This window comes from Celeribacter sp., from assembly GCF_048266405.1.
GTDB lineage: Bacteria > Pseudomonadota > Alphaproteobacteria > Rhodobacterales > Rhodobacteraceae > Celeribacter.
On the sequence record NZ_JBLWZO010000018.1, the window covers coordinates 29559 to 43046 of the forward strand.

Annotated in this window: 15 protein-coding genes and 1 tRNA gene; 12 read left to right on the forward strand and 4 right to left on the reverse strand. The window is 53.7% G+C overall.

Features of this window, described 5'->3' with window-relative positions; genetic code table 11:
- Positions 1-231 precede the first annotated feature (231 nt).
- On the reverse strand, positions 232-648 hold the full coding sequence (locus tag ACN0TS_RS17510; protein ID WP_417260620.1) for a MerR family transcriptional regulator: 417 nt from the start codon (positions 646-648) through the stop codon (positions 232-234).
- Between the two features lie 73 nt (positions 649-721).
- Here ACN0TS_RS17510 and ACN0TS_RS17515 point away from each other — a divergent pair, with 73 nt between their 5' ends.
- Positions 722-1357, forward strand: a complete 636-nt coding sequence (locus ACN0TS_RS17515) for a cation transporter (protein WP_417260621.1) — start codon at positions 722-724, stop codon at positions 1355-1357.
- A gap of 411 nt (positions 1358-1768) precedes the next feature.
- On the opposite strand, the gene ACN0TS_RS17520 is transcribed toward ACN0TS_RS17515, so the two are convergent.
- Together ACN0TS_RS17520 and ACN0TS_RS17525 are read right to left on the reverse strand one after the other, a co-directional pair.
- Positions 1769-2125: a TA system antitoxin ParD family protein gene (locus ACN0TS_RS17520; RefSeq protein WP_417260622.1), complete on the reverse strand. Its 357-nt coding sequence runs from the start codon at positions 2123-2125 to the stop codon at positions 1769-1771.
- Positions 2126-2599: 474 nt separating this feature from the next.
- Entirely contained in the window at positions 2600-2947 is a 348-nt protein-coding gene (locus tag ACN0TS_RS17525) for a thermonuclease family protein (RefSeq protein WP_417260623.1), read from the reverse strand.
- Between the two features lie 219 nt (positions 2948-3166).
- Here ACN0TS_RS17525 and ACN0TS_RS17530 point away from each other — a divergent pair, with 219 nt between their 5' ends.
- The 11 genes from ACN0TS_RS17530 to ACN0TS_RS17580 all read left to right on the forward strand — a co-directional run bounded on the left by ACN0TS_RS17530 (position 3167) and on the right by ACN0TS_RS17580 (position 12898).
- On the forward strand, positions 3167-3670 hold the full coding sequence (locus tag ACN0TS_RS17530; RefSeq protein WP_417260624.1) for a type II toxin-antitoxin system PemK/MazF family toxin: 504 nt from the start codon (positions 3167-3169) through the stop codon (positions 3668-3670).
- Positions 3671-3725: 55 nt separating this feature from the next.
- Positions 3726-4169 (forward strand): hypothetical protein, encoded by a 444-nt coding sequence (locus ACN0TS_RS17535; protein ID WP_417260625.1) that lies wholly within the window; start codon positions 3726-3728, stop codon positions 4167-4169.
- A 192-nt stretch (positions 4170-4361) separates the two neighbouring features.
- Positions 4362-4577 carry a hypothetical protein gene (locus ACN0TS_RS17540; protein ID WP_417260626.1) on the forward strand — a complete coding sequence of 72 codons (216 nt, stop codon included), beginning with the start codon at positions 4362-4364 and terminating at the stop codon, positions 4575-4577.
- Complete coding sequence (locus tag ACN0TS_RS17545; protein WP_417260627.1) at positions 4574-6271, forward strand: recombinase family protein; 1698 nt, start codon at positions 4574-4576, stop codon at positions 6269-6271. The genes ACN0TS_RS17540 and ACN0TS_RS17545 overlap by 4 nt, the downstream gene beginning before the upstream one ends.
- A 178-nt stretch (positions 6272-6449) precedes the next feature.
- The gene (locus ACN0TS_RS17550; protein WP_417260628.1) at positions 6450-7637 is read left to right on the forward strand and encodes a tyrosine-type recombinase/integrase; all 1188 of its coding nucleotides are present in this window, start codon (positions 6450-6452) and stop codon (positions 7635-7637) included.
- 201 nt (positions 7638-7838) lie between these two features.
- Complete coding sequence (locus tag ACN0TS_RS17555; protein ID WP_417260629.1) at positions 7839-8564, forward strand: hypothetical protein; 726 nt, start codon at positions 7839-7841, stop codon at positions 8562-8564.
- A gap of 84 nt (positions 8565-8648) precedes the next feature.
- Complete coding sequence (locus tag ACN0TS_RS17560; protein ID WP_417260630.1) at positions 8649-8897, forward strand: helix-turn-helix transcriptional regulator; 249 nt, start codon at positions 8649-8651, stop codon at positions 8895-8897.
- 135 nt (positions 8898-9032) lie between these two features.
- Positions 9033-9266 carry a hypothetical protein gene (locus ACN0TS_RS17565; protein WP_417260631.1) on the forward strand — a complete coding sequence of 78 codons (234 nt, stop codon included), beginning with the start codon at positions 9033-9035 and terminating at the stop codon, positions 9264-9266.
- 186 nt (positions 9267-9452) lie between these two features.
- Entirely contained in the window at positions 9453-10601 is a 1149-nt protein-coding gene (locus tag ACN0TS_RS17570; protein ID WP_417260632.1) for a hypothetical protein, read from the forward strand.
- 393 nt (positions 10602-10994) lie between these two features.
- Positions 10995-12290: an AAA family ATPase gene (locus tag ACN0TS_RS17575; RefSeq protein WP_417260633.1), complete on the forward strand. Its 1296-nt coding sequence runs from the start codon at positions 10995-10997 to the stop codon at positions 12288-12290.
- Entirely contained in the window at positions 12287-12898 is a 612-nt protein-coding gene (locus tag ACN0TS_RS17580; RefSeq protein WP_417260634.1) for an RloB family protein, read from the forward strand. Before ACN0TS_RS17575 ends, ACN0TS_RS17580 begins: the two co-directional genes overlap by 4 nt.
- A gap of 486 nt (positions 12899-13384) precedes the next feature.
- Here the strand turns inward: ACN0TS_RS17580 and ACN0TS_RS17585 are convergent.
- A tRNA-Met gene (locus ACN0TS_RS17585) sits at positions 13385-13461 on the reverse strand.
- Between the last annotated feature and the right edge of the window lie 27 nt (positions 13462-13488).

The following is a 13488-nucleotide window of genomic DNA, read 5'->3' on the forward strand; positions in this document are numbered from 1 at the left end:
TGCCCCCCATTCGGAGGCATAGCTTATCATTTTGACCACGGACTGAAACAGGAATGGCCACTTTGGGCTATTTTTTTCGATCAAGAAGCAATGACTGCTGTCAGCCCATAGCGGACTCACAGCTTCCGCCAGGAATTTGAGATAGCAGACCTTCGCGGCGCTGGTCATGAACTGGCAAAATGCGGACTTTGCTGTCATAGGCTTCGCGACTTGCAATGTCCGCAATCGCAATCAGTGCTCTCTGCTACAAAGCTCATGATCGGCCAAAGATGCCAACACATAACAGTTTTCTGTTAGGCCGCTTCCATCGCAGCCGCTGGAAATACGCTTGAGTTCTTTTTCCAAAAGCTTAAGCCGTTTGATCTTGTCACGCACGTCCGCAAGTTGCGAAGACGCGATCTTTGATGCGGCGTCGCATGATCTGTCAGGGTGGTCCTGCAATTCGATGAGCGACGAGATTGCCTCAATCGAAAAGCCCAAATCACGAGCGTGGCGGATGAAACTTAACCGTTCCAATCCGGCTTTATCATAACGTCTTTGATTCCCGCTCGTGCGTTCGGCTTCTGCCAGAAGCCCCATCTCCTCATAGTAGCGGATGGTTGGGACCTTAACCTTCGTGCGTTTTGAAAGCTCGCCGATAGAAAACATGAAGAAACCTCTTGAACCTCTAGTCGCTAGAGACATTACACTATCATCACCAAAATATGAAAGAGGATTCCCCATGACAGGTTGCTGCGGACATGACGCCAAATTTGACGGTGTCTCTGATGATTACAAACGGCGGCTCTGGATCGTCATTGCACTCAACGCGACAATGTTTGCGGTTGAAATGACGGCTGGTCACCTGGCGAAGTCACAAGCGTTGCAAGCTGACGCCCTCGACTTTGCGGGGGATGCGATGACCTACGGCATCTCTTTAGTCGTCATCGGTGCGTCCTTGCGCGCCCGCACGAATGCCGCTCTGTTCAAAGGTTTCAGCCTTTTTTTGATGGGACTTTGGGTCTTCGGATCGACTGTTTACCGCGTTTTCTATGTCGGGGTTCCCACGGCTGAGATCATGGGCGCGGTCGGTTTTTTGGCATTGGTCACAAACCTCGCCAGTGTGGCCTTGCTGGTGCGCTACAAGGACGGGGACGCCAATGTGCGATCTGTCTGGCTTTGCTCGCGCAATGACGCCATCGGCAACGTCGCCGTGATGTTCGCGGCTTTAGGTGTCTGGGGCACTGCAACGGGCTGGCCTGACCTGATCGTTGCGACCATCATGGCTGGTTTATTCCTGTCGTCTGCTTTCCAGATTGTTCGGCAAGCCCTCGCGGAGCGGCGGGACATGATTGATCACGGACACGTGGAGGCATGATGCAAAATCTTCTCATCATTCTGGATCTGGTGGTTGCTGCTATGACCCTAGCAGCAATCCTGTGGTCAGTTGTCTTTCCTGATCGGCAGATATGCTAGACCGACAAAGCCGACTTTCGCCGCACCACAGATTATCGGTAATTTGGGCTCATAGCTGCTGTTCGCCGCTGTCTGCACGAAGGTCCGCTGCCGGGAATCGGGTCAAACTTTGCAAAGGTCACTTCCTGCGCATAGCCGACCTTGGCAATTTTTTCAGCTTCGTATGAAGCGCTGGGAGAGGCGTCGCCCATCTCGTTGCGCTGAATGATGTCGGTATTGATAAAGGAACCCGCGAGGCTGGTAGCGACGCGGGTCTCGAACAGCGTGGATTTTCAGGCACCGTTAGGGCCGGCAATACGTATGAGCTTTTGTGTCATTCGGCGACGCTTGGCTTCGCGTAGATGAGATTGCCGGAGGCATCGAGGCCAACGCCGATGCCGAGCCTGCGGCGCTCTGCAAACAAGGTCTTCTCTTCATCGCTGGGCTCACCCATCTTCTCGATGAAGACTTCCGTCCAGACGGCGTCTTCCTCCTCAGTCAACTCGCTGGGATCAAGGCGTCCATCAAGGGCTGCTGTGATGCGGTTATGATCGAAGTTGCGCGAGCGCTCGATTGCTCGGCCAATTTTTATCCAATGGGTAATTTGGCCAGCGAGGGAGCGGCTGTGAAGGTCAGCTTCGCGATTGACAATCTCCATGATGTCATCAGAGAGCTTGACGGATCGGGCCATGAGTTGTCTCCTGTTTGATCTTAAAAGTAGCAAATTGCCACCTTCAGGTCAAAGTGACTGCATACTGGCCCTTCATCCCTCAATACCCATTGCAAGCGCACCCAGGCCCTTTGCGACACGTATATGAACGATTGATACACGAGTTTCCGCAAGCTTTGCCTTTTCTGCAAACCTTGCAGCAAGCCACCGCCCAAACTTTGGCATCTTGCTGGGCAGAGGGGAACGCCTGGTCCCAAAACGCACTCGCGCTTTCACTGGTGCCTTCTTGGCCGACAGCCCCAATCGGGGCAGCAGGATCAATCGAACGAACAGAGCCTGCAAATGCTGTCGTTGATCCAATCACCAGTATAAAAATCGCAATAAAGAGTTTTTTCATAACCTCACCTTTAAAAAATACGTAGGCAGCTAAACGAGGCGAGTGTCCCCCCATCAGGCTTGGCAATCAAGGGTCTTATAGCCCGCCCAAATGGCCCTCTATCTGCACCAATCAATCTTGGCCTTGGGCGACCACGGCTTCGCATAGCCTTCTTCAATGAGCACTTCGCCAGCAGTTTTTCCGTTCTTAAGGACAAGCCGCCCAAGGACGCGCCCGTAGCGGTCGTGCTTGCCAGTGTCCTCGATCCCAACGGCATCGCGCACAAGCTCGCGCATACGCGCGGTCGCAGCGCGGCCCAGCTCTAATTCTTGCTGACATTTGGGCCGATAGGTTTCAGGTGTATCAAACCCAGACTTGAAGGGCGCACCATTGCCGATCAAGCGGATGTTTTGGCCATCGCACTTAACGGTGTCTCCGTCGACGACAGCAATGAGGGAACAAGCCATGAGTAACATACTGTATTCGTAACGGCCTCAATTGGGCTTGGCAATTCGTGAGCGCCCTCCCCTTCAACTTTGCCGAGAGGGACACCCTCTCGGCGCTCTCCCGTAAAATTTTGCCGTCCGTTTTGCTGCGCGCTTGTTTGCGACACGCAGCAAAACGGACGGCCTTTGAGGTTCTCCACCGCTGGTGTCGATTTTCACCCACATCACAGGAGACCACAGATGTTTCTTTCCCCACATTCGATAATCGCGGAACCAAACTGGCAAGACACAATCCAGCGCGGCGATGTCGTGCTGTTTCGCTTTCCCATCAACACAGATGGCGAACTCACTTTGCCAAAACGACGGCCATGTTTGGTACTGGAAGTCCGCAAGACCGGAGACAGCAAGTTCGTCACCCTCGCTTATGGCACCACATCCAAACGTCGCGCCAATCGCGGCTATGAAGTGATCGTCAAGCAGCCGCAATCACAAGCCATGGCCGGCCTTGACCGCCCCACCCGCTTTGTCTGCGCCCGCCGCCTCACCGTGAGCGTCAATCACTCAGGGTTCATTGAGGAAGGCAAACCGAGAACCCTTCTCGGTCGCCTCGACCCGCCATTGGAAGAACGGATGAACACTGTCCGAGCGCACATCCAGGCCGAAGCCGGCATCGCTGCCAACCTGCGTAAAGAACGACGCGCAAAGCTCACGCGGCGGGACAACGAAGCGCGCGGTTTCCGATAGGGAACCGCACTTTCGTGCCCCACCACAATCTCAAATCAACAAAAGGAACTTAACAATGGATATTCCCTTCAAATCCGCCGATGACATCACCGCCATGGCTGCCTCCTGCTTTTCTCTCGCTCGCATGGCCGCCACAGGGATCGACAACGATGTGCTCGAACTCGTGGCTCCCGAGCCCAAGCAAGAGGCCGGCAAGCTGGCCGCCTTGCTGAGGACCGGTAAGATCTTCGACAAAGGCATTCTGGCAATGCTGGAAGACCTGATGAGCGTCCTCGACGCGCAGATCGCCGAGGGCACCTACGTCGAGACCTACTACGATCACAGCCCCGAGAACGTCTCGAACGAGACGAGCTGGGAGAAGGAGAGACTGACGCCAGAGGCAGACCGTCTTTCCAACGCTCTCGCCGTTATCGTCGAACTCTACACCAGCCTCTCTTGCGTGCGCGACTACCTGCGAGCAGAGAAGGCATTGGAAGGGCTGCGCAACACCGCAGCCTGATCAGAACACGCGGGCCGGAACACCCGCGTCAGGGCGCGCCGACGACCCTTCTGCTGCAACAGATGTCGGCGCGCCCGCACAACATACAAACGCCCGTGCAGGTCATCCCCGCACGGGCTCAACGATCACAAACGAGGGCCAAAATCTCGGCGGTCTGCCGGTTTTTAGTGTCCGCAGCCGAAGGAGATACACATGCCCCTCACAAACCTGATCACCCTGATTGCCGAAGTTGCTGCCAAACGAACCGCCCAGGAAGGCAAGACGAAGGAAGAAACGCCGGATTCAGTACCTCCAATTCTATCCAGTATTTGGACAAGATTAAGACCCCCCTTCCATAATTTTCTCAAAATGGTTTTATATCTCGCCCAAGCCGACCTCAGTTTTTCAGCTTACGGAGACTCTGTATGACCGATCAAATGCGCGTTGCCATCTATGCCCGCTATTCGACTGACATGCAGAACCCGAAGTCAGCGGAAGATCAGGAACGGGAGTGCCGCAAATATGCCGAACACCAAGGTTGGACAGTGGTTCAAGTATTCAAAGATACGGCACTAAGTGGCGCAACAAAAGGACGCCCCGGCTATGAGGCCCTGATGACAGCGGTCAAGTCCCGACAAATCGACATTGTGCTGTTCGAGCATCTCGATCGCTTGGGACGGGATCTGGAATTCTTGATGTCGTTCTATAAAACCGCTGCTTTCGCCGGCTGCGAACTCCACCAGCTTAACCGCGGCAAACTCGGTATCTTCGACATAGGCGTATTAGGTACTTTTGCTCAGGTCTTCCTTGAAGATCTTTCTCACAAAACGCACCGCGGCCTCATCAGTAAAGTCGAAGCGGGCAAAAGCGCAGGAGGTCTGTCGTACGGGTATCGCACGCGTCGCAACGACGCCGGAGATATCATCAAGGGCGAGTTGGAGATCAATATGACTGAGGCCGCCGTGGTCGAGCGGATCTTTAAGGAATACGCGTCCGGCAAATCGCCACTCCAAATCGCCACAGCCCTCAATGCCGAAGGCATACCTGCCCCACGCGGACGGAACAAAAGTTCGGGCCACTGGCGCCAGACAACCATCAACGGCAACCGAGAACGTGGCACAGGTATTCTCAACAACGAGCTCTACATCGGGCGCCGAGTTTGGAACCGGCTGCGCTATTCCAAACACCCGGAGACGGGAAAGCGGGTTTCAAAACCGAACCCGCCCGAGATGTGGTCTGTTTTCGAGGTGCCCGACCTGCGGATTATTGAACAAGGTCTCTGGGACGCAGTGAAAGAGCGGCAACGGTCCCAACAGCGCCTGCGCAGCAAAAAGACCGCAACCGATCCAAACGGATTGTCTATTGCGCAAGGAATGCGCCGGCGGAAGTATCTTCTCTCCGGTCTGCTGACCTGCGGGCAATGCGGCGGCAACCTGACTGTTGCAGGCAGTGGCAAGACCCGCCGCTACTACTGCGCCAACGCCAAAGAGAAGGGACCTTCCGTCTGCACTGGAATGCCCGGAATAAAGGAAGCAGACGCAGCGACCGCAATCCTGTCGGGCCTCAAAACAGGCCTTATGCAGGATGAAGCCTATGAAGAATTCCGGGAGATGTTTCTCGCGCACAAGAAAGCTGAACAAAAGGCATACGATGAACAGATCAAACAACAATCGCATCAGGTGCGCCAATTGGAGACGCGACATGCAAATCTGTTGAAGGCCGTCGAGAACGGAGACTATTCATCCGCAGTCATCGCGCAACTCAACAAGATCGATGCAGAACTGGCAGAAGCACGCAGCAAACGAGATGCGATAGTGCCTCAAACCTTCGACTTGCCCGAAGACCTTCCCGCGCTCTACCGCGCACATGTTGATGATCTCGTTGAGACACTATCAAACGAAGGTGTCGCGAGCCGCGCGAGTGATGAACTGCACGATCTGATCGACACGGTTGTTGTAAGCTGGGACGAGGATGCGAAGCATCACGCGCTTGAACTTCGTGGTAAGTTATTGGAGTTGCTAAACAAAACAAAGCCCGCCGGAGAGGCGAGCTTGGATATTAGTGATTGTTCGCTAAAGTTGGTTGCGGGAGTAGGATTTGAACCTACGACCTTCAGGTTATGAGGCGGCTCCTGCCAGTTTGCACGGGTTGCGACCGAATGCGCCCACCTACCCTATCTTATTGTAATCGTTGTTTTTAATTTGACGCGACAAACTTTCTCTTTCTATCTCTTACGCCGTGGTTTGCTTCCAGTTGCTTCCACAGTGCTTCCACGAGGTTGCTAGTAAGAGAGATAGTTAGATGCCAAAATTGACCAAACGCGCCATTGATGCCCTCAAACCTGAGGCCAAAGATTACTTCGTCTGGGATAGCCAGATTGCAGGGTTTGGCGTGCGGGTCATGCCGTCCGGGGCCAAGACCTATCAAGCGCAATATCGCAAAGGTGGGCGCACCCGGCGCGTCTCCCTTGGGCGGCATGGCAAAATCACGGTGGACGAAGCGCGGCGCTTGGCAAAGGACGTCATGGGGCAAGTCGCCATGGGCGAGAACCCCGCCGAAGAGATTGCGCAGGAACGCCGCGCACCCACGGTCGCGTCTTTGTGTGATCGGTTCTTCAAGGAACATGCCGAAGAACGCTGCAAACCGACAACGCAAAAGGAATATCGCCGGGCGCTGGAGTTGTTCATCAAACCCGCCATTGGCAGCTTCAAAGTGATCGATGTGGAACGCAAAGACATTGCCGCCCTGCACCACAAATATCGCCAGACGCCCTACCAAGCGAACCGCACGCTTCAAGTGCTGTCCAAGATGTTCAACATGGCAGAGATTTGGGGATTGCGCCCGGATGGGTCAAACCCGTGCCGCCATGTGCCCAAATATCGCGAAGAAAAGCGGGAGCGCTATCTAAGCCAATATGAGCTGCAACGGCTCGGAGAGGTGCTTTCCGCCGTCGAACTGGACGGCTCGGAGAGCGTGCATGTGGTCGCGGCCTTTCGCCTTTTAATCCTGACCGGATGCCGTCTCAAAGAGATACAAACACTCCAATGGGGATTTATCACCGATGCAGGAATGGAGCTACCCGACACTAAGACGGGCGCACGGCGCATACCGCTCCCTGCGGCTGCGCGGGCGGTTCTCTCCGCCCTGCCCCGCACGCCCGGCAATCCCTATGTGATCGAAGGCAAGTTGGAGAACAGCCACATCACGGACCTGCAACACCCGTGGCGGCGTATTCGTGAGCGGGCAGGTCTGAACGATGTGCGCATCCACGACCTGCGCCATACCTATGCGTCGAATGCCGTATCATCTGGGATGCCAATCCAAATGGTCGGGCGGCTTTTGGGACATACGCAAATTCAAACGACAATGCGTTACGCGCATTTGGCGGATGATCCGGTAAGACGTGCCGCCGAAGAAAACGCAAATCGCCTAAGTGCTTTGGTCTCTGGTGGACCTCAGGCAGCAGCCCCATTGAGGGTAATAAAGTAACACGACGATTTACGCCTGTAGTTATGTATCTACCTAGGGATTTTCCGCTCCTAGATAGCTATATAAATACGTATCCCTATGAGGCATTTTGCCTTCCCTACGTAACGATACGTATCGTTACGGGGGGGGTGAATTCCCTAGGTAGGATACGTAGCTATATGAGCCGTTGCTCAACCACATTATTAAATTAGGCGTCGCCCCATGCCGTTTTCAAAATTTTACAAGCCGACCTATTCCCCAGCCGACACCATGCGCCTATGCCAAGCCTCCGAACTTGCCCCGACGGATCACGAAGCCTTCCGGCAAGAATTGGATCACTGCGCGGCAGTCTACCGCTGGGAAGCAGCAAAACTTAAAGGTGGCCCCCGGAACAGCGCCTTAAAACGGGAACTCACCGCGACCCAAAAACGCTTACAAAACTTTCGAGCCTCGTTGGCCGGTCTTTCGAGTGAAGCCCGGATGGAAATCCGCGACGGCTTGTCCCGACAAGCCGACACCGACGCCGCGCGCGCAATAACGCAGACCGCGCCAGCAGACAGCCCCAGCTTGCTTGTGCCCTTATTAGACCCAGACCAAGCTATTACGTTGGATTTAACAGACCTAGAACGGCTCATAGGCGGCATGGAGTTGGCTTTCATGACAACCATAGAGAACTTGCCAAACCAACCACGGGGTCAAAACCGCGACCACGGTTTGCGCCTTTGGATTGCCAACATCAAAGACCTTTGGGCACGCACAACAGACGCCCCCTTCACACGCGACGCCACAGAGGCAAATGACCCCATCACGCCCGCTGCGATTTTCTGTGTTGGCGCGTTTCATATCATCGAACCCGATTACCCAAGCTCCAGAATTTTAAGAGAAATGAAAGATTGCATTGCGAGGCAAAAATCTACTGGACGAATTGTTTCCGAAAACGAGCAATAATTCGTCCAGCGCTTTCGCTCGTAAGGCGCAGATGAGGGTTGTTAGGTTTGCTCCATGAAATTCAATATTAAAGGAGCATATCCAATGACTAAGCAGTGCGCTGCAAACGACAATAATCGCCCGGCCACGGACTATCTGGACGGGTTTATCGACGAGAAGAAAGCCGCTGACTTTCTGTGCCAGAGCGTGCGCACCATCCAGAAATGGCGCGTCACGGGCTATGGCCCGAAGTTCTACAAATCGGGGCGCTCCGTGCGCTATCGCCGCCGCGACCTTCTCGAATGGGGCGAGGCCCGCCGCCACGGCAATACCAGCCAATACAGCGCCGCCTAAACCTCTCACTTGAGTTTTGCCCGTATGGGGCTGGCAGCGCCATACGGGATTTTGGGGCCGGAAGGCTCTTGCGGGCGCGGGGCAAAAGGTTCTCGCGCCCGTTTCGTTTTCAACTTTTCACAAGGAACTGACACGATGTCAAAAACTCCCGCCCATAAAATCAAACTGGGCCTTATCACCGCAACCATCTGGGACAATGACGGTTTCTATTCCGTCGATCTGTCCCGCGCTTACAAGAACGGCCAAGGGGATTGGCAATCCACACCGAGCTTTGCCCAAGGCGATCTGTTGAACGCCGCCAAATGTGCAGAACGCGCGGAAATCTGGATTGCACGCCAAATGTCGAAAGACGCCACACAGCGCGCCTAGAACATCCCATAAGATCGGAGCCGGGCATCCCTGCCCGGCCCCAAAACAAAAGCTGCCCCGCCGGAGGCACAAAGCGCATCCCGCTTCATCCGGTTCACTCAAATGAAACACCAACTATTAGCCGATAGGCAAAGGGGGGTCATGTAACACCCCCCTCCACGACTACAAAAGCGAAGTTGAGAGTAGATGACAGCACAAATTCTCCATAGCGGTTTTGACGACCTCAGGTTCAACATAAAATCCGAGATCACGCCAGAACTGCGCAAAGAGCTCGCGCTGGCGAAAGCCCAAGCCAAAGAGTTCGGCCATGACATTGAATTGCGTTTTGGCGATGTGCTTTTGTCCGTCACCCAAAAGGGCGGGCGCACATTCAACACCCACACAGGCGAGCTTGGCGCGGTCTGGATGTTCCAAGACCCCGAAGACCGCATCCCGAACAATCCGGGCATCACGGTAGACTTTCGGGCGCTTGGACTTGCCACGGGCGGTCTCGATTATGCGGAACAGCATTTTAGGGAGGTTATGGCCGCCATGGCGATCCCCTACGGAGAACACCAACTGCGCGTCTCCCGTGTAGACTTCGCCGTGGATATACTGGCCCCGTGGTTTGAGCCAGAACGCATTGCCCTTGTCGCCCCACCCGGCACAAAGGTCATAGAATACACAGGCGTTGATGAAACGGTAACACAGGCCACAGGGAGCCGCGTGACCGGGCTTCGCGCGGGAAATATCGATAACCGCCAACTGGGGATCTATGACAAGCGCGGGGAGATCATTCAAAAGGCCAAGGACGGCTGGCTTGCGATTTGGAACGCGGAGCGCACCGCATGCGGACAAGACCCGCTGGACCTCTCAGACCGCCTGACAAGCCAAGTCTGGCGCTTTGAGCTGCGGCTTGGGCGCGAACAACTCCGGGGCCGCTTTGAAATGCACACTTGGGCGGATGTGCGGGAGAGAGTCGGAGACGCCTATCGGGATGCCTTGGAGCGTATGCGCTACTGCGTCCCGACAAATGACAGCAACCGCTCCCGTTGGCCCGTACACGAGCTATGGCGGCTCGTTGAAGACACGATCATGCAAGACCTGTCCGTGCATTGCATCGGCGTGCAGCCCTCAGACGTGATCTTTGCCAACCGCACCGCCAAAATGCGGGAGCTGGATCAGCAGCTTTTGGGCTTGTTCGTCACCCGTGCGGCGATCTCAGACGTGCCGCCGGATGAGTTCTACGACTTTATGGACCAGCACATCGAATCCTTGCGCCGCAACAGCGAGGAACATCCGAAGACGTTGGAGGAGAGGTTGCAGAAGGCCGGCGGGAAGTATCGGTGGACGTGAAGTATGGGCGGAGAGCCGACTTTCGCTGCGCATCTCATGAATGACCGCGATGCGCAGGAAGCGGACCCGTCGTTGGCGCACTGAACTACGTCACCCGTTGCCCACGGATCCTCTGCGGATAGTCGAGCCGAGCTCGCTGATTGACCGATACGAACACACTCTAAGCTGACTTTTGCACTACATGCGGCTTCACGCTTGGCCTCACAGGAACCCGTTGTTCCTTGGGCAGGTTGCGCGCAAGCTGCAGCCATGCGCGCACGGGTAGACGGTCATAAGCTTCAGAAGTGGCTTTGACACTTCCTTCACAGTCGCGTAGCATCTTGAGAGAATATTTGCAGATTTTCTGCAAAAATATAACTCAAAGGCTACATGCCTGCCGTCAGAGGTTCATCCATGCTTCTCACCTTTACTGTAACAAACTTTAAGTCCATTCGGGATCCTCAGACTCTTTCTATGGTCGGGACATCTCTGCGTGGTCCACACGCGCCAAGAGAAATTGAGTATCCAGGCGGGCAAAACGGTGTTCTGCCATGCGCTATAATATACGGGGCCAACGCTTCAGGAAAAAGCAATATCCTGGATGCATTCATGCATATGAAGTTCTTGGTACAAGTTTCTCACCAAGAGAAAGTGAGAAACAAAGGTATCAGTTTCTCACCCTACCTCCTTGATCCTGCATACGCCGAAAAGCCCACTGAATTTGAGGTGAGCTTTCTCAGGGACAAAGTTCGATACGACTATGGCTTCTCGCATGATGCAGAGGCAGTAGTTTCTGAGTGGCTTTATGCCTATCCCGAGGGGCGTCGAAGGAAGCTATTTGAGAGAGATGGAAAAAATATAGATTTTGGATCCGGAATGCGCGGTGCCAAAAAAATACTTGCAACATTTCTCACTAAAACCTCTCTTTTTCTGTCCGTTGCATCTCAAAATTCCCATGAGGAACTTGGCGCCGTTTCTAACTTCTTCGAGGATATCTTCTCTCTGAATAGAATATCTGTGGCATCCACGATCATCAATCAAAGTTTCTCTAATGGTGAAGTTGACCTTCGCGCCATTAAATTCTTAGAAGCTATTGGAAGCGGTGTTTGTGATTTTAGGGTGGACGCAAACGATATACCCGAAGAGCAAAAGAAAGTAGTGGGTGAAGTTGTAAAGATTCTCGCAGCTTATCAGGGTCTGGAGCCATCCCAAGAATTACCTGAAATAGACGATAAGGAATACGAAGTGCGCCTCGGGCACCGATCCAAAGATGGGGCGTCTATTTACTTCGCTGGCAAGCAAGAAAGTGCTGGAACTAGACGCCTCCTGCTAATGATGAACTACATCTTTAAGGTTTTGGATGAGGGCGACATCGCGGTTATCGATGAGATTGATGCCAGCCTTCATACCTTCGCAGTTGAGGCGATTCTGATGCTGTTCGTTGATCCCAGAATCAACATGAAGGGTGCGCAGCTAATCGCTACGACACACGATACAAACCTTTTGAACACCTCGAACCTGAGGCGTGATGAGATTTGGTTCGCCGAGAAGAATATAACTGGAGAATCAGAGTACTTTGCCCTTTCGGAGATCAAGGCCAGACGGGAAGAGGCTATAGAGAAATCATACTTGCAAGGACGCTATGGGGCGACACCTCCTAAACTTCCAGCTGAAGTTTTCATCACATCTTCCTCGGGGGAAATGGAATGAGGCGACAAAGAAGTCTGAAGAGAGCAGTCGGCACGAGAGGTAGGAAGAAAAAATTTTTCTTGTTTTGCGAGGGGAAAAACACCGAGCCTCTATATTTTAAGGCTTATGAGTTGGCCGTGAACTCCGCGGTGGTCGAGTTAATCTGCGAGCCAGCTAAGGGTGTGCCAAAGACGCTTTTACGGCATGCAGAGGAGAAAATCGGAGAGTTAAATAAGCGCAGCTATATCAAAGAAAATGGGAATGAGGACCAGGTATGGGTAGTCTTTGACGAAGATGATCATGACGACATACCGATGGTTCAGGAAAGGTGCACCGCACTGGGGATTCACGTCGCATATTCGAATCCGTGCTTCGAGGTCTGGCTGATTCTCCATTTCGAGAGTTACGATAAAGACGAACATAGGGATCTAACACAAAAATATTGTGAATCTACATGCTCAGGATACGCCAAGGATGGCGGCAAAACGCCTGATTTTTCGAGCCTCATACCAAGGTATCAAGATGCGGAAAGTAGGGCGGAAAAATTATTAAAGAGGCGGGAGGAAGATGGAGGCGCAGCGCCTCTTACTACAGTGCATTTACTGACCAAAGAGATCAGAAAGAAATGACTCGTATAGCTGACTGGAGACTTTGAAGAATAAATTCTAAAGAAGTGAACTTATAATTCCCTTCTGTCTCTAGTGCAGCATTTTTCCAAAGGAACTCGTTTCTTGAAGCGTCAGAAGAAAAATCAAACACGAAGGCCTTTCAGGAAAGCGGGGAGTTACAGCTTAAAAGACCAACTGCGCTTCAAGGGCAGCTAGATCGGCATGACAGGCGCCCGGGCGTGGCCAATGTCGCTTTCTCGCACTTTAGGTCCTTTTAAGGCGCCATGCTGCGCCTTGAACGAATGTCGTGGACAGGCTGGGCACCGGCCATCCGCCGCTCCCCGCACGAAAGTCCGGTATGGGCCGTTAGCGGCACGCCCAAAGTTGCCCTTTCGCCACACGTTTGAGTTCGCCCTTTATGCTTCCACGGTGCTTCCAGTGGCGGAATCGCAACGCAAACGGCCACCCAGAGGCGGCGTGTAAGTATTTGATATTATTGTATTATTTTGGTTGCGGGAGTAGGATTTGAACCTACGACCTTCAGGTTATGAGCCTGACGAGCTACCGGGCTGCTCCATCCCGCGACAGGGTTGTTTAACCGGATATTATTT